At 64.7% G+C, this 20,582-nt stretch carries 10 protein-coding genes; 9 read left to right on the top strand and 1 reads right to left on the bottom strand.

Annotated elements, in window-relative coordinates; translation table 11 throughout:
• Positions 1-238 precede the first annotated feature (238 nt).
• On the top strand, positions 239-8,839 hold the full coding sequence (locus QSV46_RS17160; RefSeq protein ID WP_409997176.1) for a VCBS domain-containing protein: 8,601 nt from the start codon (positions 239-241) through the stop codon (positions 8,837-8,839).
• A gap of 82 nt (positions 8,840-8,921) precedes the next feature.
• Complete coding sequence (locus QSV46_RS17155; RefSeq protein WP_314953087.1) at positions 8,922-11,153, top strand: adenylate/guanylate cyclase domain-containing protein; 2,232 nt, start codon at positions 8,922-8,924, stop codon at positions 11,151-11,153.
• Between the two features lie 201 nt (positions 11,154-11,354).
• Here the strand turns inward: QSV46_RS17155 and QSV46_RS17150 are convergent, their stop codons facing one another.
• Complete coding sequence (locus QSV46_RS17150; protein ID WP_314953086.1) at positions 11,355-12,950, bottom strand: ABC transporter substrate-binding protein; 1,596 nt, start codon at positions 12,948-12,950, stop codon at positions 11,355-11,357.
• 199 nt (positions 12,951-13,149) lie between these two features.
• Between QSV46_RS17150 and QSV46_RS17145 the strand changes: the two genes are divergently transcribed.
• The 7 genes from QSV46_RS17145 to QSV46_RS17115 all read left to right on the top strand — a co-directional run bounded on the left by QSV46_RS17145 (position 13,150) and on the right by QSV46_RS17115 (position 20,535).
• Entirely contained in the window at positions 13,150-14,808 is a 1,659-nt protein-coding gene (locus tag QSV46_RS17145) for an ABC transporter substrate-binding protein (protein ID WP_314953085.1), read from the top strand.
• 226 nt (positions 14,809-15,034) lie between these two features.
• Positions 15,035-15,988 carry an ABC transporter permease gene (locus tag QSV46_RS17140; RefSeq protein WP_314953084.1) on the top strand — a complete coding sequence of 318 codons (954 nt, stop codon included), beginning with the start codon at positions 15,035-15,037 and terminating at the stop codon, positions 15,986-15,988.
• Positions 15,989-15,991: 3 nt separating this feature from the next.
• The gene (locus QSV46_RS17135; protein WP_314953083.1) at positions 15,992-16,894 is read left to right on the top strand and encodes an ABC transporter permease; all 903 of its coding nucleotides are present in this window, start codon (positions 15,992-15,994) and stop codon (positions 16,892-16,894) included.
• A 2-nt stretch (positions 16,895-16,896) separates the two neighbouring features.
• A complete protein-coding gene (locus QSV46_RS17130) occupies positions 16,897-17,958 on the top strand; it encodes an ABC transporter ATP-binding protein (protein ID WP_314953082.1) in 1,062 nt (353 codons plus the stop codon).
• Positions 17,955-18,152 (top strand): hypothetical protein, encoded by a 198-nt coding sequence (locus tag QSV46_RS17125; protein ID WP_314953081.1) that lies wholly within the window; start codon positions 17,955-17,957, stop codon positions 18,150-18,152. Before QSV46_RS17130 ends, QSV46_RS17125 begins: the two co-directional genes overlap by 4 nt.
• Positions 18,149-19,564 (top strand): amidase, encoded by a 1,416-nt coding sequence (locus tag QSV46_RS17120; RefSeq protein ID WP_314953080.1) that lies wholly within the window; start codon positions 18,149-18,151, stop codon positions 19,562-19,564. Before QSV46_RS17125 ends, QSV46_RS17120 begins: the two co-directional genes overlap by 4 nt.
• On the top strand, positions 19,561-20,535 hold the full coding sequence (locus QSV46_RS17115; protein ID WP_314953079.1) for an ABC transporter ATP-binding protein: 975 nt from the start codon (positions 19,561-19,563) through the stop codon (positions 20,533-20,535). The genes QSV46_RS17120 and QSV46_RS17115 overlap by 4 nt, the downstream gene beginning before the upstream one ends.
• The last annotated feature ends 47 nt before the right edge of the window (positions 20,536-20,582 follow it).

The raw sequence follows: 20,582 nt of genomic DNA, 5'->3' as shown, positions 1-20,582 counted from the left end.
TTGGTGATGCGAAATCACACAAGCAATAGGTGGTTTCGCTAAGGACTTGGTAATGATATGCAAGTTTAGGCGAGCGATACTTACATAGATTTTAACCCCTTTTTTTGGTGCCCGATTGAATTACGCTGGCAAATTTGACGCCGCGATTTCGTTGGACGGTCAGGGTTCCAGTTCCCCTGCCAATGTCCATGTCGATTCCTTTGCAGCCAAGCCGTTTATCGCGAAGGCGCAAGGTCACGTGCCTGACGGCGCGTTCGTTGTTCCCGACCCGAACCTGATCTTCAACGGCGAATTCAAGCGCGCGGGCCTCGATCTGGTGCTGTCCCACGACGGGCACGAGTTCGTCGTTCACGACTATTTCAGGGGTGACAAGCGCGCGGCGATCGCCTCGCCCGATGGCGCCCACCTCACCGGCGATATCGTCAACGCGCTGACGGGTCATGTGCAATATGCGCAGGCCGCTGGCGGCATTGCCGCGGCGCAGGTCATCGGCCACGTCACCAAGCTGTCCGGCAGCGCAACCGCGATCCGCAACGGCGTCTCGGTCATCCTGAACAATGGCGACAATGTCGAGAAGGGCGACGTGGTCTCGACCGGCGGCGACTCGACGCTCGGCATCACCTTCATCGACGGCACCGTGTTCGGCCTGTCCTCCAATGCGCGGATGGTGCTGAACGAGATGGTCTACGACCCCAACGGGTCGAGCAACTCCTCGCTGCTGAGCCTCGTCGCCGGCACCATCACCTTTGTCGCCGGCGAGACCGCCAAGCATGGCGACATGAAGATCGACACGCCGGTCGCCACCATGGGCATCCGCGGCACGGCAGTGCTGACCCAGATCAACTTCGTCGTTCCCGCCGGCGGCGGCGATCCGCAGCCGCAGGCGAGCTTCCAGGTGCTGGTCGAGCCGAACGGTACGACGGGCTCCTACATCCTGTTCGACAAGGTCACGCTGCTGCCGATCGCGACCGTCAACCAGGCCGGCCAGATGATCCAGATCAGCGGCGGCAACGTCTCGATCTCCAACGCGCTGATGTCGCCGGACATTCAGAAGCTGATCACGGACGTGTTCACGCTGAAGTTCACCGACAACAACACCAACACCAAGCTGACCCACTTCACCGACACGCTCACGCCGACCAGCCAGGACCTGGTGTTCAAGTCTGGGTCCGGCGCTGTCGTGATCGCGACATTCACGAACCTCAACCCGCAGGGATCGGACGGGCCGGGCCATACGCCGCAGACCAGCAACCGTATTCCCGGCCCGCCTCTTTCCCGAAGTCTCGATGCCAACGGCAATGTGACGTCGGCGTTTGCGCTGACCGAGCGCGCTGGCAAGACCGGTGACACCACGGATTTCGACACGGTCTCCGGCCGGATCACCTTCCTCGACCAAAATCTGGGCGATCGGCCGACGGTGAGCGTGAGTCTCGCGGGCGCGCCGAATTTCATCTACCAGAGCGCCGGCCATCAGGACGTCACCGGCTCGCTCAGCACTCTGCAGAAGCAGGACATCGCGGCGACGCAGATCCAGATCAACGTCGTCCCCGACGGTGCTAACAACAACAACGGCTCGGCGGTCTGGACCTACACAATTCCGGACCACGTCTTCGACTTCCTCGCGGCCGGCGAAACCCTGACGCTGACCTATATGGTCCGCATCGACAACAATTTCTCGGTCAGCCCTGAAACCGCCTTCATCCCGATCACCATCACGATCACGGGGACCAACGATAAGCCGGTGATCTCCACCAACGTTCCGGCCATCACCTTCGAAGGCGGCACCAGCGTGCCGGGTGGTCCGCTCACCAGCGATGTTCCGACCTCGGGCACGCTGGACTTCACCGATGTAGATCTCACCGACAAGCATACGGTCTCGGTGGCGCTGACCAGCGCGACCCTACCTGACGGCACGGTGCCGCCGGGCCCGCTCGCGGCATTCCAGAGCGCGATGTCGGTCGCGATCGCAGCGGGCGCCGACAGCACCGGCGATGGCACCGGCACCATCAACTGGTCGCTGGCCGATCTGCCGGTCTATCTCGCCGACTTCATCCCGAAGGACGCGGTGCTGACGCTGGTCTACACCGTGACGCTGACGGATGCGGAGGGCGCCATTTCGCAGCAGACCATCACCGTCACCATCACCGGCACCGACGCGCCCGCGGTGGTGTGGATCGCGACCGACAAGCCCGGCGTTCCCTCCGGCGGGTTCTGGAAGGACGCGGCCAACTGGGCAACCGGCACGGTCCCGACCATCGACGACGACGTCATCGTCATCACCGATCAACTGCACGGCCTGACGCCGTCCTATCCGGTGACGATCGACACGGCCGCTTATGCGAAGTCGGTGACGATGAACGATTTCGGTGGGCCGCCGCCGAAAGTGATCAACCAAAGCTCGTTTACGATCTCGGGTGCGCTCAACATGAGCGCGGACTCGATCTTTACCAATGCCGCGACCGGCACGATGTCCGTCGGCGGCAAGGCCGAGATCCTGGACACGGCCGTATTCACCAATGCCGGCTATCTGACGCTCGCAGGCGGTGGCGATTTCGCCGGCGGCACTACGATCACCAATTCGGGCACGATCGAGCTGTCCGGTGGCACGCTGAAGACGCTCGCCGAAATCCACAATGCCGGCGGCACGTTGAAGGCCGGTGCCGGCACGACGCTGATCGTCGACGGCACGACGATCGATCGCGGCACCGTCGCCATTCTGGGCACGCTGGAGCTCGACGGCGCCAGCCTGATCGAGAACGGCGCGCTGAACAATTCCGGCACCGTCAACGTCAAGGGCACGGCCGAATTCGCCAATGAGACCGTCTCCAACACCTTGAGCGGCACGATCAAGGTGCTGGCGAATGGCTGGCTGACCGTCGACCAGGGTTCCAGTGTCACCAACAGCGGCGCGGTCACCGTCGATGCCGCCGGCAAGCTGACCGTCAATGCTGCCACCATCAGCGGCGCCGGTACGGTCACCGGCAACGGCGAGATCGATCTGACCGGCAACGCCGTGCTGAGCGGCGGCATCCTGAACAACAACGCGACGTTCAAGGTCAGCGGCAGCGGCAATGCGCTGGATGACGAGATCGTCACCAATGCCGGCGCCATCGAAGTGGTGGCGGGCGGCGCGCTCGCGATCGATCAGGGCTCGACCGTTGCCAATTCGGCCGGCAGCATCACCGTCGACGGTGGCGCCGCGCTGACGCTGGACGAGGCCACGATCAGCGGCGGTGCCATCACGGGCGCCGGCACGATCGATGTCAGCGGCGACAGCAAGATCGACGGCGGGGCCACGGTCAGCGTCAGCGCGATCACCGCCGACGCCGCGCTGACGCTGGACGGCGTCACCGTCTCCGGCACCCTCATCACCGACAATTCCAGCATCGCGCTCGCCAACACCGTCAAGCTCAAGGACGGCGCCACGATCAAGGGCGCATCCGCCGCGTCAAAGGGCGCGATCACCAACAACGGCACGCTGGAGATCGCCGGCGCCGCGACGCTGCTCAACGACGTCCTGACCAACAGCGGCCACGTCATCGAGATCGACGATGGCCAGACGCTGACGCTGTCCGGCACCGAGATATCAGGCGGCACGATCAACAATTACAGCGGCGCGCAGGGCGGCACGATCGACATTACCGGCGACAGCAAGATCGGCGGCGATGCGACGCTGAATCAGGGCGCGGTGACGGTCGAGAACGGCATCGCGCTGACGTTCGGCGACGCGACCGTTGCGGGCACGGCGATCGCCAACCACGGCGCCGTCAAGGTCGACGCAAGCAAGAAGCTGACGCTGAACGGTGCGAGCCTGACGGGGGGCGCGCTGAACGTCTCCGGCACGCTGGCTTCGACCGGCACGACCACGGCCACCAATGCGTCCATCACCAACAATGGCCTGATCGAAGCGATTGGCGGCCTGCTGACGCTTGCCGCCACGACTTCGACCGCCATTGCCAATGCCGGCACGCTTCAGGCGAAGGGCGCCGAGCTCGACATCGACCATCAGAACGTCACCAACACCGGCGCCCTGGCGGCGACCGATGCTGGCACGCTGAAGCTGATCGGGATGACGGTGACCAACACCGGCGGTACGGTGTCGGTCGGAACGGGCTCCACGCTCGATCTCGTCAGTGCAACGATCGACGGTGGTACGGTGACGGTCGCAGGTACGCTGGAATCGACCGGCACGAGCGCCGTCGACAACGCCGACATCACCATTGCCGGCGCGGGCACGATCTCCGTCACCAGCGGAACGCTGACGATCGATCCCGGCATTCTTCACGCCATCACCAATCACGGCCGGATCGAGGCAGTGACCGGCGGCGCGCTGAAGCTGACGACCGCCACCATCGCCAATACCGGCGCGACGATCGCGGTCGACGGCACCTCGAAGCTCTATCTGACCGACGTCTCGATCAACGGCGGCAGCCTGACCAATGCCGGAAATCTCTACAGCGTCGGCCTCAATACGGTCACAGGCAGCGTTACCAACACCGGCACCATCGAGGTCCAGGCCGGCACGCTCAACCTGTCCGGCGGCATCACCGGCATCGGCTCGCTGATCATCGACGACGGCGCGACGCTGGAGCTTGCCGGAGCCACGGCACAGACAGTCACGTTCGCCGGCGGCGCCGACACGCTCAAGCTCGACAAGGTCGCGGGCCAGAGCTTTACCGGCACCATCGCCGGCCAGTCGTCGACGGGCGGCACGTTCACCATCACGGGCGCGGCCGACATCACGACGTCGAGCGGCAACGCGCTCGGCTTCACCGCGTCGGGCGGCACGCTTGCCAAGCCTGCCGACATCGTCCTCACGCCCACGGGAAATCTGACCGGCGCGGCCGGTGGCGTGGTCGTGACGCAGAACGGCACCGGCGACATCTCGCTGACCGCGACCGGGGATATCAAGGGGTTCGCCGGCAACGGCATCACGCTGCGCGACAGCGCTACCGGCGCCGGCGATATCACGGTCAACAACATCACCGGCAAGGCGAGCGGCACCGGTGCGAATTCGGTCGGCGTTTTCGTCGAGAATTTGAACAGCGCGAACGGCGGCAACATCTCGATCACCCAGCTCGGCGGTGCCGTGGGCGGCTCGTACGGCCTCGACGTGGTCACCCTGGGCGGTGGCGACGTCATGATCGACGCCGGCGGCACGATCACGGGCGGCTCCACTTACGGTATCCGGTCGCGCAGCTATGGCAGTGGCAGCCAGACCGTCACGACGGAGGCCGGCAGCACCATCACCTCGGGCAGCTCCGGCATCGTCGCCGTCAATCGCGCGACCGCGCTCGGCGCGGCATCCGGCAGCACCATCACCGTCAACACCTCCGGCGCGATCAATTCGGGCAGCAGCCCGAACCTGAGCGGCAATTTGCCGGGCGGCATCGAAGCCGGCTACACCGGCGCCACGAACGGCACCAGCGCAAACACCGGCGTCTATGGCACGGTCGTCGTCAATAACCACGCCAACATCACCGCCTCGGCCGGTTACGGCATCAATGCCTATAATTACGGGAACGGCGACGTCACCGTGAACAGCTTCGCCGGGACGACGATCGCTGTGTCGGGCTCCCAGAGCGTCGGCATCAACGCCGCGGCATTGAGCGGCGGCACCGGCGACGTGACCGTCACGCTCGGCGAGAATGTCACGATCTCGGGTGCGACGAGCTACGGCATTCGGGCCTACAGCGTCGACCAGGGCGACATCAGCGTCACCATGGCGAACGGCGACAGCATCACGTCCGGCAGCTCGGGCATCGTGGCCGTCAACTTCGCGACCGCGATCGCAAGCGGCATCGGCAGCACGATCGCTGTCGAGGCGCACGGCATCATCCATTCCGGCTCCACGCTCAACAACGACGGCACGACCCCCGGCGCGATCATCGCCGGCTACAAGCCTGGCGGGAACGGCACTTTCTCGGGTGCCGTCCACGGTGATGTCATCGTCACCAGCGACGCGACGATCACCGCTGCCGCGGGCTATGGCATCGAGGCGTTCACCTGGGGCGCCGGCGACGTCACGGTCACGACCGGCGCGCTTTCATCGATTGCCGCTGCCGGCACCGCGATCGGCGCCTTCGATCACGGCGGCGGCGATGTCAGCGTCACCAATGAAGGCTCCGCCACAGGCGCTGTCGGCCTGGCCGCCCTTGCAACTGGCGCGGGCGATATCACCATCGTCAACGATGGTGATATCGCCAGCACGAGCCTGGCCGGCATCAGCGTCACCCAGAACGAGGCCGGCGCGACCGGCTCGACGCATATCACCAATACCGGCTCGATCGTGGCTCCGACCGCTCACGCGGCGATCTATATCCAGGAGAACACGTCCGGCACGGCGACGATCCACAATTCCGGCACCATCGGGCCCGACGATGCCGGCACCGTGACCGCGGCGACCTATGCGATCGTCGAGACCGGCGGCGCCATCATCATCAACAACAACGGCGACATCAACGGCAATATCTCGGTCGCCACCGCGACGTTCAACAACAATGCCGGCGGCACCTGGACGGTTGCCGGCAGCAGCGTGTTCGGCAATGCGTCCTCGATCATCAACCATGGTGATATCGATCTGCACGGTGCGTCGATCTCCGGGACCGGGCTGAGCATCGAGAATTACGATGACATCGATAGCTGGGGCACCGCGTCGATCAAGGGCAACATCGTCAACACCGGCACCGGATCAATCGAGGTTCACACCGGGACGCTGACGCTGTTTGGCTCGCTGTCGGGCTCGATCACGGCCTCGGTCATCGTCGATGCCGATGCGACGCTCGAGGTCAAGGGCGCGGTCTCGCAGACGATCACGCTCGACGGCGACGGCGCCGAACTCGAGATCGATACGGCGACGTTCGGCGGCTCGATCGCGGAGCTGTCCGCGAACGACAAGATCGACCTGACCATGATCAAGTACGGGCTGGGCACCAGCGCGGTCTACGTCCCCGATGCGGACCATCCCGAGAGCGGCGGCGTGCTGACCGTCACCGGCGACGATGGCCAGAGCATCAGTCTGACGCTCGTCGGAGACTATCGCAACGCGCACTTCGCGGGCAGTGATGAGGGCGGTCACACGCTGATCACGATCCATGCCGACGACGACGCGCCGGCCATCACCGACGGCGGGGTGCTGGCCGCCAGCGTCTCCGAACAGGCGGACACCACTGGCGACTTCGCCACGATCGATACTTCAACGCCCGCGACCGGCGCGATCGGTTTCACCGACATCGACCTGACCGATCTGCCGACCGCACAGATCACGGGCCAGGCCGTGACCTCGCTCGGCGCCGATCACAGCACCGACCTCACCGCATCGCTGACACTCGACGAGATCGCTGCGCTCAAGAGCGGGCTGACGCTTCTGCCACAGGCCGGCCTGAACAACGGCACGGTCACCTGGAGTTATTCGATCGCCGACGGCGTTCTGGATTTCCTGGCCAGGGACCAGACCGCAAAGATGGTCTCCACCATCACGCTCACCGACGATTACGGCAAGACCGACACGGCCGACGTCACGATCACGGTCGCCGGCAAGAACGACGCGCCGGCACTGGCCGCGGTGACGACTGGTCCGCTCGTCGATACAGCTATCTCCGACACCTTCTCGCATATCACGGGGACGCTGGTCGGGACCGACGCCGACCATGGCGAGACGGCAACGCTGCATTATGCCGTGCTGGATGGGGCGACCGCAGTGGCGACGCTCGCTGGTGATTACGGCGCGCTGACGGTCGACGACAGCGGCACCTACAAGTACGTTCCGAATGCCGGGGCGATCAACGCGCTCTCGGAAGGAGATTATTTTGACACGTTCACGGTCCAGACCACGGACGCGCAGGGCGCTGTCGGCACGGCGACGTTCAAGGTGAACGTGACCGGCGCCAACGACGCGCCGGCATTGTCCGATGGCAGCATCGGGATGCTCACCGACACGGCCATCGTGGACCACTTCTCCGATTTCACCGGCCAGTTGGCCGCGACCGATGTCGACACGGGCGACACGCTGACCTACGCTGTTCAGAACGCGGATAGCCATGGGACAGCGACGAGTCTGTACGGGGCTCTGACGGTCAACCCCGACGGCAGCTACACCTATGTTCCCGACGCGGCGTCGATCAACGCGCTGCCGGACGGGCCCCATACAGATACGTTCACGGTACAGACGACGGACGCGCATAACGCCACCGCCACGGCGACGCTCACGGTGGACGTGGACGGTGCGAACGACGCGCCTGTCGTCAATACCGATCAGATCAGCGTTACGCAGGAGGGAGACCAGGTCTTCGTCCACGGGCTCTCGATCACCGACGTCGATGCCGGCACCGATGAAAGCTTCACGCTCACCGCGACGGCGGATTCCGGCACTAGTGTGGACCCCTCCTCGACGACGGATACCCTCGCCAACGTCAATTCGGCGCTCCAGGAGCTGACCTACTCCGAGCCGTGGGACGGCCCTGCGACCGACAAGGTCGCAGTCACCGTGACCGACGGTCACGGTGCGACCGACACGGTCAATCTGATCTTCAACCTGACGGAAGAGTGCCCGGTGACGCTCGCCAGCACGACCGGCAAGGACGTGTTGTTCGGGACCGGCTATCAGGACCAGTTCGTGTTCGCGGCCAACTCCAACCACGACAAGATATTGGACTTCACCTCCGGTACGGACCATATCGACCTGACGGCCTTAGGGGCGATCGGCGACATCGGGGCGTGGATGACCCAACATGTGGCGGCGTCCGGGACGGCCGACACCCTGATCACGATCGATGCAGCAGATACAATTCTCTTGAAGGGCATCAGCAGTCTTCAGGCGAGCGACATACTCCATGCCTGATCGCCGCTTGAGCGGCGCGGCCGGCCGTCTGCAAGCCTGATCCGCGCTGCCGTTCGCCGCGAAAGCGTGATATTCAACCACCATGAAACGTCTCAAGATCCTGCGGCGGTGGTTTGCGCGGAAGTTCGGCCTTGCGCGGCTGATGTGCCTTGCGCTGCTGATCCTGTTCGCCGGCGCCCGGCTGTGGGATCCGCCGCCGATCCAGGAATTGCGGCTGCGCACGTTTGACATGTTTCAGCTGATCGACCCGCGCCACAAGGCGGCGCGGCCGGTCACCATCGTCGACATCGACGACAAAAGCCTGGCCAAGCTTGGCCAGTGGCCGTGGCCGCGCACGCGGATTGCCGACCTAATCCTCAATCTCACCGCTAACGGCGCCGTTGTGATCGGCTTCGACATGGTGTTCTCGGAAGCGGACCGGCTCAATCCGGACCTGGTCGCCAGCCAGATGCGCTATCTCGACGAGGCCACCCGTGCCAGGCTGCGCGATTTGCCAAGCAACGACCAGATCCTCGCCGACGCGATCAAGCGCTCGCGCGTGGTGCTGGGCGAGACCGGGCAGCGGGCGATCTCATCCGAGCTCGACAAGACGCTGCCGTTCACCGGTGTCGCCACCGTCGGGGAGGAGAACCCCGAACGCTTCATGTTCGAATTCCCCGGCCTGCTGCGCAACGTGCCCGTCATCGAGAAGGTCGCGGCGGGGCGTGGCCTGTTCTCGATCAGGACCGAACGCGACGGCCTGATCCGCCGCGTGCCGATGATCATGCGCGCGCAAGGCAACATCATGCCCTCGCTCAGCCTCGAGATCCTGCGCGTCGTCACGGGAACGCCGACGCTGCTGGTCCGCACCGACAAGTCCGGCATCAGGGCCGTGCGTCTCAAGGGCGCGGAGATTCCGACCGACAGGAACGGCCAGCTCTGGGTGCACTATGCGCGCCAGGATCCCTCGATCTACGTCTCCGCCGCGGACGTGCTCGACAACACCGCGCCGCCTGCAAAAATCGCCGGCAAGCTGGTGCTGGTCGGCACCTCCGCGGTCGGTTTGAACGACATCAAGACCACGCCGGTGTCCTCGACCATGCCGGGTGTCGAAATCCATGCCCAGGTGCTGGAGAGCGTGCTGAGCGGCGCGGTGATCTCGCAGCCGAACTATGCCCTCGGTGTCGAGCTGCTCGCCGCGCTCGTCATCGGCCTGCTCGTCATCATCTTCACGCCGAATCTCGGCCCCGTGCGCCTCGTGCTCGCCGGCGCTGCCTTCGCCGCTATCCTGGTCGGTGTGTCCTGGTTCTTCTACGCGCAGTACCGCTATTTGATCGACTTCACCTATCCGCTGCTCTCGACCACCGCGATCTATCTGACGCTGATCTTCGCGAGCTTCGTGCGCGAGCAGCGGCAGCGGGTGCAGATCCGCGGACAATTCGCGCAATATATGTCGCCGGTGCTGGTGGAGCAGCTGGTGCAGTCGCCGGAGAAGCTCGTGCTCGGCGGCGAGGAGCGCGAGATGACGATCATGTTCTCCGACGTGCGCGGCTTCACCTCGATTTCGGAGAGCTACAAGCACGATCCGCAGGGGCTCATTGCGCTGATGAATCGCTTCCTGACGCCGTTGACCGACGTCATCATCGAAGAGAAGGGCTACATCGACAAATACATGGGCGACGCCATCATGGCGTTCTGGAACGCGCCGCTCGACGATACCGAGCACGAGGTCAACGCGTGCGAAGCCGCGATCCAGATGCTGGAGCAGATCGACACGGTCAACAAGGAACGCGAGCAGGAAGCCGCCGACGGCGGCCACGTCTACATCCCGCTCAATGTCGGCATCGGTCTCAACACCGGCATCGGCGTCGTCGGCAACATGGGTTCCGACCTGAAGAAGAACTATTCGGTGCTCGGCGACAGTGTGAACCTTGCATCGCGCCTCGAGGGCCAGACCAAGGAATACGGCTTCCCGATCATCGTCGGATCCAAGACCGCGCTCGCCGCCAAGGACAAGTTCGCCATCCTCGAGCTCGACTTCATCATGGTCAAGGGCAAGAGCGAACCGGAGGTGATCTACGCCATCGCCGGCCGCGAGGACGTGATGCATTCCGGCGCGTTCCAGCGCCTGCGCAACATTACCATCGAGATGCTCGGCTGCTACCGCAGCCGCGACTGGCAGGGCGCACTCGACGCCATCGAGCGCGGCCGCCGTAGCGAGGACGCCGACACGCTGGAAAAGCTGTTCAAGCTCTATGAAGTGCGCATCAGGGAATTCCAGGTCAATCCGCCGGCGGACGGCTGGACCGGAGCGTATGCGTTGCTGACGAAGTAGCGTTGTGAGTGGGCGTTACCGCCGTTCCGCTAGAGGTGTTGTCCCCGCGTAGGCGGGGACCCATAACCCCAGCGAAATGTTGTGGTGCAAGCTGGTAACTCCGAGTCTTCGCAAAACCACGCCCCGTGGTTATGGATCCCGGGCTCGCGACTACGTCGCGCCCCGGGACGACAGCGGCATTTGACGCGGCAGCCTGAGCTCTCACTCCATCCCGATCGTGGTCAGATCCTGGAACCAGTGTTGCGCCTGCACGAACTGCTTCACCTTCGGTGACAGCGCATGCGGATTCGTGTCGTGGACGACCCAGACCAGCACGGCGTCGTCGACGATCCGCGCATGGGCCTGCGCCAGCAGCTCGTCCTGCTTGGTGGCATCGAAGGTCTTCTTGGCCTCGTCGATCAGCGCGTCGACCTCGGGATTCTTGTAGCCGCCCCAGTTGACGCCGACCGGCGCGATCTGCCCCGAATGGAAGAAGCGGACGATAGCGTAGAGCGGATCCGAGGTGACATAGGCGATGTTATTGGCTGTGATGCCGGCGTTCATCTCGTCGGCAGCGCCCTTGCGCCAATGGGTATAGAGCGTCTCGAGCTCGACCACCTTGAAGTCGACCTCGATGCCGATCTCCTTGAAGCTCTGCTGCAGGAATTCGTTCATCGGCAGCGACAGCATCTGGCCGGTGCCGCCCTGCGCGATGATGAAGGTGGCCTTCAGCGGTTTTGCCTTGGAGTAGCCGGCTTCCTCGACCAGCTTCTTCGCGGCAGCGGGATCGTATTTCAGCTCGAAGCTGGGCTTGCCGAACCATGGGCTCGACGGGTCGACCTGACCCTTGGCGGGCTTTGCCAGACCGTTCATCAGGCCCACCACCGCCTCGCGATCGATGGCAAGGTTCAGCGCCTTGCGCAGCCGGATGTCGGTCCAGGGCGAGCCCGGCAGCACGCTGAGATGATAATTCCACACATGCGGCGTGACGTTGTCGACGAGCTTCATGCCGGCCGCCTTGAGCTGCGGCACGGCATCCGGCGCGGGCGTCTCGATCAGGTCGACTTGTCCCGCGAGCAGCGCGTTGGTGCGCGTCAGCGCTTCCGGCATCGGCACCAGCACCAGCTTGTCGACTTTCGGAATGCGCTTCTTGTTCCAGTAGTCCGGATTCTTGGTCAGCTCCGCGAGCTCGCGCGGCACCAGCTTGGTCAATTTGAACGGGCCGGTGCCCGAGGGCTGGCTGGCGAACTTGTCCCAATCCTTGCCGAGCTTTTCATATTGCGCCGGGCTCGAGACCAGGAACCACAGCATCTGATAGGGGAAGAAGGAATCGACCGTCTTGGTGATGATCTCCACCGTGGAATCGTCGATCTTGGCGTAGCTCGCGACCGAAGGCAGCCGGGTCTTCACCTGCGCGCTCTGGCGCTTGTCGAATTGCGGCGCCTTGTCGTTGAGCACCTTGTCCAGATTCCAGATCACGGCATCGGCGTTGAACTCGCTGCCATCGTGAAACTTTACGCCCTTGCGAAGCGTGAAGCGCCATTTGGTCTTGTCGTTGTCGTCCACCTTCCATTCGGTGGCGAGGCCCGGCACCAGCTTGCCGGGCCGGTCGGCGACGTCCATCTCCCAGGCGACCAGCGGATCGTAGATCGTGTAGGCCGTGAACTGATAGGCGCCGGCGCCGCGGTCGGGCTGGCCGGTCGTCAGCGGAATATCCGCCATCGAGATGCCGTAGCGCACCACCGTTTCGGCGCGCGCCGAGATTGCGAACGACGCCAGCGCAAGCACGGCGAGACAAGTCGATAGACGGATACGCATGGCCCAAAGCTCCCAGGAGATTTCGGAGCCAAACCTGCAATCTTGATGCCAGAATAGGCAGTGCGACTACTTTGCCCTCGTCCGATCACAAGGACTTGTCGTCGCAGGGGCAATTTGCAGAATAGGTTTCTCATTGGCATAGCCATTGCATACGATTGCATCAAAATTAGTCATCGAAAGCCGGAAGAGGACTGAGGTAATGCTTATCAAGAAGAACAAGACCCGCGCGGCGCTGATCGCGCTCTTGGCGCTCGGCAGTGCGGCCGCATGGCCGCGCGTGGCCAGTGCAGAGACCGTGCTGCGTATCGGCATGACCGCTGCCGATATTCCGCGCACGCTCGGCCAGCCCGATCAGGGCTTTGAAGGCAATCGCTTCACCGGCCTCACCATGTACGACGCGCTGACCGGCTGGGATCTGTCCTCCGCCGACAAGGCGAGCACGGTGGTCCCCGGCCTTGCCACCGAATGGAAGGTCGACGATGCCGACAAGACCAAATGGACCTTCAAGCTGCGCCCCGGCGTCACCTTCCATGATGGCTCGCCCTTCAATGCCGATGCGGTGGTGTGGAACGTCGAGAAGGTGCTGAAGCAGGACGCGCCGCAGTTCGACGCCAGCCAGGTCGGCGTCACGGCGTCACGCATGCCGACGCTGGCCTCCGCCAAGAAGATCGACGACATGACGGTCGAGCTCACCACCAAGGAGCCCGACAGCTTCCTGCCGATCAATCTCACCAATTTGTTCATGGCGAGCCCGGCGAAGTGGCAGGGTTTCTACGACAAGGCCGAAGGTGCCGACGCCAAGGCCAAGTCGCAGGCCGCCTGGACCGCGTTTGCCAAGGACGCCTCCGGCACTGGCCCGTGGAAGATGGCGAGCTTCACCCCGCGCGAGCGGCTCGAGCTCATCAAGAACGCGAGCTACTGGAACAAGGCGCGCGTGCCCAAGGTCGACAAGATGGTGCTCTTGCCGATGCCGGAAGCGAACGCGCGCACCGCGGCGCTGCTCTCCGGACAGGTCGATTGGGTCGAGGCGCCGGCGCCGGACGCGCTGCCCGAGCTCAAGCAGCGCGGCTTCAAGCTCTACGCCAACGAGCAGCCGCATGTCTGGCCGTGGCAGTTCTCGCGTGTCGAGGGCTCGCCCTGGAACGACATCCGCGTGCGCAAGGCCGCCAACCTCTGTGTCGATCGCGAAGGCCTCAAGGACGGCCTGCTCGCCGGCCTGATGGTGCCGGCGACCGGCACCTTCGAGCCCGGCCATCCCTGGCGCGGCAAGCCGACCTTCGAGATCAAGTATGACAAGGCGGCGGCGCAAAAGCTGATGCAGGAGGCCGGCTTCGGTCCGAACAAGAAGCTGACGGTCAAGACCCAGACCTCGGCATCCGGCTCGGGCCAGATGCAGCCGCTACCGATGAACGAATATCTCCAGCAGGCGCTCGCCGAATGCTATTTCGACGTGAAGCTTGACGTCATCGAGTGGAATACGCTGTTCACCAATTGGCGCCGCGGCGCCAAGGATCCCTCGGCCAACGGCGCGAATGCGACCAACGTCACCTATGCGGCGATGGACCCGTTCTTCGCGCTGGTGCGCTTCCTGCAATCGGGCATGGCGCCGCCGGTCTCGAACAATTGGGGCTTCATCAACGATCCCAAGTTCGACGAGCTGGTGAAGAAGGCGCGCCAGACCTTCGATCCGGCCGCGCGTGACGCCGCGCTCGCCGAACTGCACGCAGCCTCGGTGGATGACGCCGCCTTCCTCTACGTCGCCCACGACGTCGGCCCCCGCGCGATGAGCCCGAAGCTGACGGGCGTCGTGCAGCCGAAGAGCTGGTTCATCGACTTCTCGCTGGTGTCGATGCAGTAGTGAGGCGGCCCTCGCTCTATCAACGCGTCACGCCCGGGCTTGGCCCGGGCATCCACGTTCGTCCACTTGCACAGTCATTCCGGGGCGCCCGCAGGGCGAACCCGAAATCTCGAGACTCCGGGTTCGATGCCTCGCATCGCCCCGGAATGACGGAGCAGGAGGCGCGTGGATGGCCGGGACAAGCCCGGCCATGACGGCATCTACGCGCCAACCTGAGTAACCAAACGTGCTCGCCTATATCGCCAGACGCATCGTCTATGTCATCCCGATCGTCATCAGCGTCGCGCTGGTGTGCTTTCTGCTCGTGCACATCACGCCGGGCGATCCGCTGGTTGCCGTGCTGCCGGCCGATGCCTCGCAGGAGCTCGCCGCGCAGCTCCGCGCCGCCTATGGCTTCGATCGTCCGCTGCCGGTGCAGTTCGGGCTTTGGCTGCTGCGCGCGCTGCACGGCGATCTCGGCAATTCCATCGCGACGGGGCGTCCCGTGCTCGCCGAGGTCATGCGCGCGGTCAGCAACACCGTCTCGCTCGCCATCGCGGCCGCCATCATCGGCTTCACGATGGGCATCCTGCTCGGCCTGATCGCCGGCTATTTCCGCGAGACCTGGATCGACAAGGTCGCGACCTCCTTCGCCATCGCCGGCGTGTCAGTGCCGCATTACTGGCTCGGCATGGTGCTCGTCATCATCTTCTCGGTGCAGCTCAACTGGCTGCCCGCGGTCGGCGCTGGACCCAACGGCTCCAATTCCTGGGCCTGGGATTGGGCGCACCTGAAATATCTCGTGCTGCCGGCGATCACGACCTCGGTGATTCCGATGGGCATCGTCACCCGCACGGTGCGCGCGCTGACCGGCGATATCCTCTCGCAGGATTTCGTCGAGGCGCTACGCGCCAAGGGGCTGCACGAAACCGGCGTGTTCCGCCACGTCATCAAGAACGCCGCACCGACCGCACTCGCGGTGATGGGGCTGCAACTGGGCTATATGCTCGGCGGCTCGATCCTGATCGAAACGGTATTCTCCTGGCCGGGCTCCGGCTTCCTGCTGAATTCGGCAATTTTCCAGCGCGACCTGCCGCTGCTGCAGGGTACGATCCTGATCCTGGCGCTGTTCTTCGTCTTCCTCAACCTGCTGGTCGACATCGCACAAGCCGCGATCGATCCGCGCATCAAGCGGGGCTAGCTGATGAGCGAGCTTCCGTTGTCCGTCACCAGCGACGCAGCGCTGCAGGCGGCGCCCGCCACCAAGGCGCGCGGCTATTGGGCGACCGTAGGCCGCCGCATCCGGCGTGACAAGGTCAGCATGGCTTGCGCGCTGGTGCTGCTGTTGATCTTCCTGTCCGCGGTGCTTGCGCCATGGCTCGGTCTCGAAGATCCGTATAAGGGCTCGATGATCCGCCGCCTGCGCCACATCGGCACATCAGGCTACCCGCTCGGCACCGACGAACTCGGCCGCGATATGCTGGCGCGGCTGATCTATGGCGGGCGACTGTCGCTGGTCATCGGCATTCTGCCTGTCATCCTCGCCTTCTGCATCGGGACCTCGCTCGGGCTCATCGCCGGTTATGTCGGCGGCAAGCTCAACACCGCGATCATGCGCACGATCGACGTGTTCTACGCGTTCCCATCCGTGCTGCTGGCGATCGCGATCTCCGGCGCGCTCGGCGCCGGCATAATCAACTCCATCGTGTCGCTGACGGTCGTGTTCGTGCCGCAGATCACCCGCGTCGCCGAAAGCGTTACCACCGGCGTGCGCAACATGGATTTCGTCGAGGCCGCGCGCGCCTCAGGCGCTGGGCCCTTCACCATCATGCGCGTGCACATCCTCGGCAACGTGCTGGGCGCGATCTTCGTCTATGCCACCAGCCTGATCTCGGTCTCGATGATTTTGGCGGCCGGCCTTTCCTTCCTCGGCCTCGGCACCAAGCCACCGGAGCCGGAATGGGGACTGATGCTGAACACGCTCCGCACCGCGATCTACGTCAACCCGTGGGTCGCGGCGCTTCCGGGCGCGATGATCTTCGCGGTCTCGATCTGCTTCAACCTGCTCTCGGACGGCCTGCGCAGCGCCATGGATATCAGGAACTAGCCATGAGCGAAACGAACACCTCCGTCGCTATGCTGGAGCCGATCGAAGACCTTGGCGGCGTCGCGCAGCCGCTGCTTCAGGTCAACGGCCTCACAAAGCACTTTCCGGTGCGTGGCGGGCTGTTCGCCGCGAAACGCACCGTGCGCGCCGTCGACAATGTCTCCTTCTCCGTCGCCAAGGGCGAGACCGTCGGCATCGTCGGCGAGTCCGGTTGCGGCAAGTCCACCACCGCGCGGCTGCTAATGCATCTGATGCCGCGCGATACCGGCGACATCATCTATGACGGCATGGCCGTCGGCCAGTCGCTGTCCTTGCGCGAGCTGCGCCGCGGCATGCAGATGGTGTTCCAGGATTCCTACGCATCGCTCAATCCGCGCCTCACGATCGAGGAATCGATCGCGTTCGGCCCCAAGGTGCACGGCATGGCCGACGGCGCGGCGCGCATCCTGGCGCGCGAGCTGCTCGGCAAGGTCGGCCTGGTCCCTGCAAATTTCGCCAACCGCTATCCGCACGAAATCTCCGGCGGCCAGCGCCAGCGCGTCAACATCGCGCGTGCGCTGGCCTTGTCGCCGCGTCTGGTGATCCTGGACGAAGCCGTCTCCGCGCTCGACAAATCCGTCGAGGCGCAGGTGCTCAACCTGCTCGCCGATCTCAAGCGCGAATTCGGCCTGACCTATCTCTTCATCAGCCATGATCTCAAGGTCGTCCGCTACATCTCGGACCGCGTGCTGGTGATGTATCTCGGCGAGGTCGTCGAGCTCGGCCCTGTCGATCAGGTCTGGGATAACCCTGCGCATCCCTATACGCGCGCACTCCTCGCCGCGATGCCGTCCTCCGATCCGGACCGTCGAACCGAGAAGCCGCCGATCACGGGCGATCCGCCCAATCCGATCGATCCGCCCCCGGGCTGCCGCTTCCACACCCGCTGCGCGTTTGCGGAGCCGCTCTGCGCAAATGCCGCACCAAAGCTCACGGCCGTCGATAAGATAGGCCACGAGGCCGCGTGCTACATGGCGATACCGGGTTCAGGCCATAGCCGCGCGCCCGCAGAGGAAACCGCATGACAAGACCGACACCGAAAGAGATCAAGCCAATCGCGCAGATCGCCGGCGTTCCCGTCGATGACGAGATCGCGACGCGCATCTCCAACTCCATCGGACCTTCTTTCGAAGGTTTTGCGGCCATCGCCGGCACGCTGCCGTTCGATCTCGAGCCCGCGCTCTATCCGATCGTGCAGACGCAGAAGGTGTCGAAATGAGCACCGAGCCTGCCTTGATGACGCTCACCGAGGTCGCGCGTGCGATCGCGATGAAGCAATTGTCCTCGCATGAGGTCACGCGCGCGCTGCTGCATCGCATTGCGCAGTGGCAGCCGCATCTCAACGCCTTCAGTTCGATTGAAGCCGAGGCTGCGCTGAAGGCCGCGGAGGCCGCCGATGCCGAGCTCGCCAAGGGCGATGTGCGCGGTCCGCTGCATGGCGTGCCGCTCGCGCACAAGGACATGTATTACGATGCCGGCAAGGTCTCGACCTGCGGCTCGCTGATCCGCCGCGATTTCGTGCCGACCACCACGTCCACCGCCTTGCAGCGGCTCAAGGATGCCGGCCAGGTCCGCCTCGGCACGTTGCATCTGGCCGAATTCGCCTATGGTCCGACCGGCCACAACGCCCATTACGGCCCGGTGCGCAATCCCTGGAACGTCGCGCACATCACCGGCGGCTCGTCCTCCGGCTCCGGCTCGGCGGTCGCCGCGCGCCTGACCTATGCCGCGCTCGGCTCCGACACCGGCGGCTCGATCCGCATGCCCGCGCATTTCTGCGGCGTCACGGGACTGAAGACCACCGTCGGCCGCGTCAGCCGCGCCGGCGCGATGCCGCTGTCGCAATCGCTCGATACCGTCGGCCCGCTCGCCCGGACAGCGGAAGACTGCGCGCTGCTGCTGGCGCTGATGGCCGGCGCGGACCCTGCGGATTCCACCTGCAGCCACGAGCCGCTGTCGGACTATGTGGCCGCGACCAGGGGCTCGCTGAAGGGCCTCAAGATCGGCGTGCCCACGTCCTTCTACGTCGACGATCTCGACAGCGAGGTCGCGCGCGTACTCGACGAGACCATCACCGTGCTCAAGCGCGAAGGCGCCGACATCGTCACGGTCGAGCTGCCCGACCAGCGGCAATTGTCCGCGGCGAGCCAGCTCGTGCTCGCGGCGGAAGCGGCCGCCTTCCACAAGCGCTGGATGATCGAGCGTCCGCAGGATTATGGCCCGCAGGTGCTGATGCGGCTTCAGAACGGTCTCGCCGTTCCCGCCATCACCTATCTGGAGGCAATGCGCTGGCGTGGTCCGGCACTCGCCGCGCACAATGCGGCCACGGCCGGTGTCGACGCGATCCTCGCACCGGCATCGCCGGTGCCGGCGCCGACGATCGAGGAGAGCGACCTCGGCGGCGGGCCGAATGCGCCGGCGATGGTGCAGCGCCTGACGCTGTTCACCCGCCCGGTGAATTTCCTCGGCCTGCCGTCGCTTACCGTGCCGTCAGGCTTCACCAAGAGCGGCCTGCCTGTGGGCATGCAGCTGATCGGCCGCTCCTTCGATGAAGCGACCTTGCTCACGATCGGCGCCGCCTTCCAGCGCGTCACCGATTATCACGATCGATTGCCGAAACTGCCGTCATGACAAAGCTCGTCGACATCTCAGGCCTCAACATCCGCTTCACCGGCGAGCGCACGGTCTACGCCGTGAACGATCTCAGCCTCTCGCTCGGCGACGGCGAGGTGCTGGGCCTGCTCGGCGAATCCGGCTCGGGCAAGAGCGTGACCCTGCGTGCCTTGATGCGGCTGCTGCCGAAGAAGCGCACGCAGATCACGGGCAAGGTCAACGTCATGGGCCGCGACGTGCTCGCCATGAACGACGAGGAGTTGTCGTCGTTCCGCGGCCAGACCGTGTCGATGATCTTTCAGGAGCCGGCGCTCGCACTCGATCCCGTCTACACCATCGGCGCGCAGATCGCCGAAAGCGTCGTGCGCCACGAAGGCAAGAGCTATGCGGAGGGCCGCGCGAGAGCGCTCGAAATGCTGGAGGTCGTGCGCATCCCTTCCGCAAAACGTCGGCTCGATGCCTATCCGCACGAGATGTCCGGCGGCATGCGCCAGCGCGCGATGATCGCGTTGGCGCTCGCCTGCCGTCCCAAGATTTTGCTCGCGGACGAGCCGACCACCGCGCTCGATGCCACCGTGCAGATCCAGATATTGTTGCTCTTGCGTGAACTACAGCGCGAGTTCGGCATGTCCGTCATTTTCGTCACCCACGACATCGGCGTCGCCATCGAGATCTGCGACCGTGTCGCGGTGATGTATGCCGGCCAGATCGTAGAGCAGGGCACGCTTCGCGACATCGTTCGTTCGCCGGTGCACCCCTACGCCAAGGGCCTGCTCGCCTCCACCATCCACGGCGCCAAGCGTGGGCAGCGCCTTGAGACCATCCCCGGCACCCCGCCGTCGCTGGCCGAAAAGCCCCACAACTGCTCCTTCGCCCCCCGTTGCAGGTTTGCGGAGCCGCGCTGCCTCGAGCAATTGCCTGCGAATGTGGAGGCCGGGCCGGGCCGGGCGGCAAGGTGCGTGCTGGCGGAAACGGTGATCGCGTCGTAGCGGATGCGCTCCCTCGACCGGAGTGCGATGCACACCATTCAGGCCCC

The sequence above is a fragment of the Bradyrhizobium cosmicum genome (assembly GCF_032290525.1).
Classification (GTDB): domain Bacteria; phylum Pseudomonadota; class Alphaproteobacteria; order Rhizobiales; family Xanthobacteraceae; genus Bradyrhizobium; species Bradyrhizobium cosmicum_A.
The sequence above is the reverse complement of the archived record's forward strand: the minus strand, read 5'-3'. Positions and strand labels throughout refer to the sequence as shown.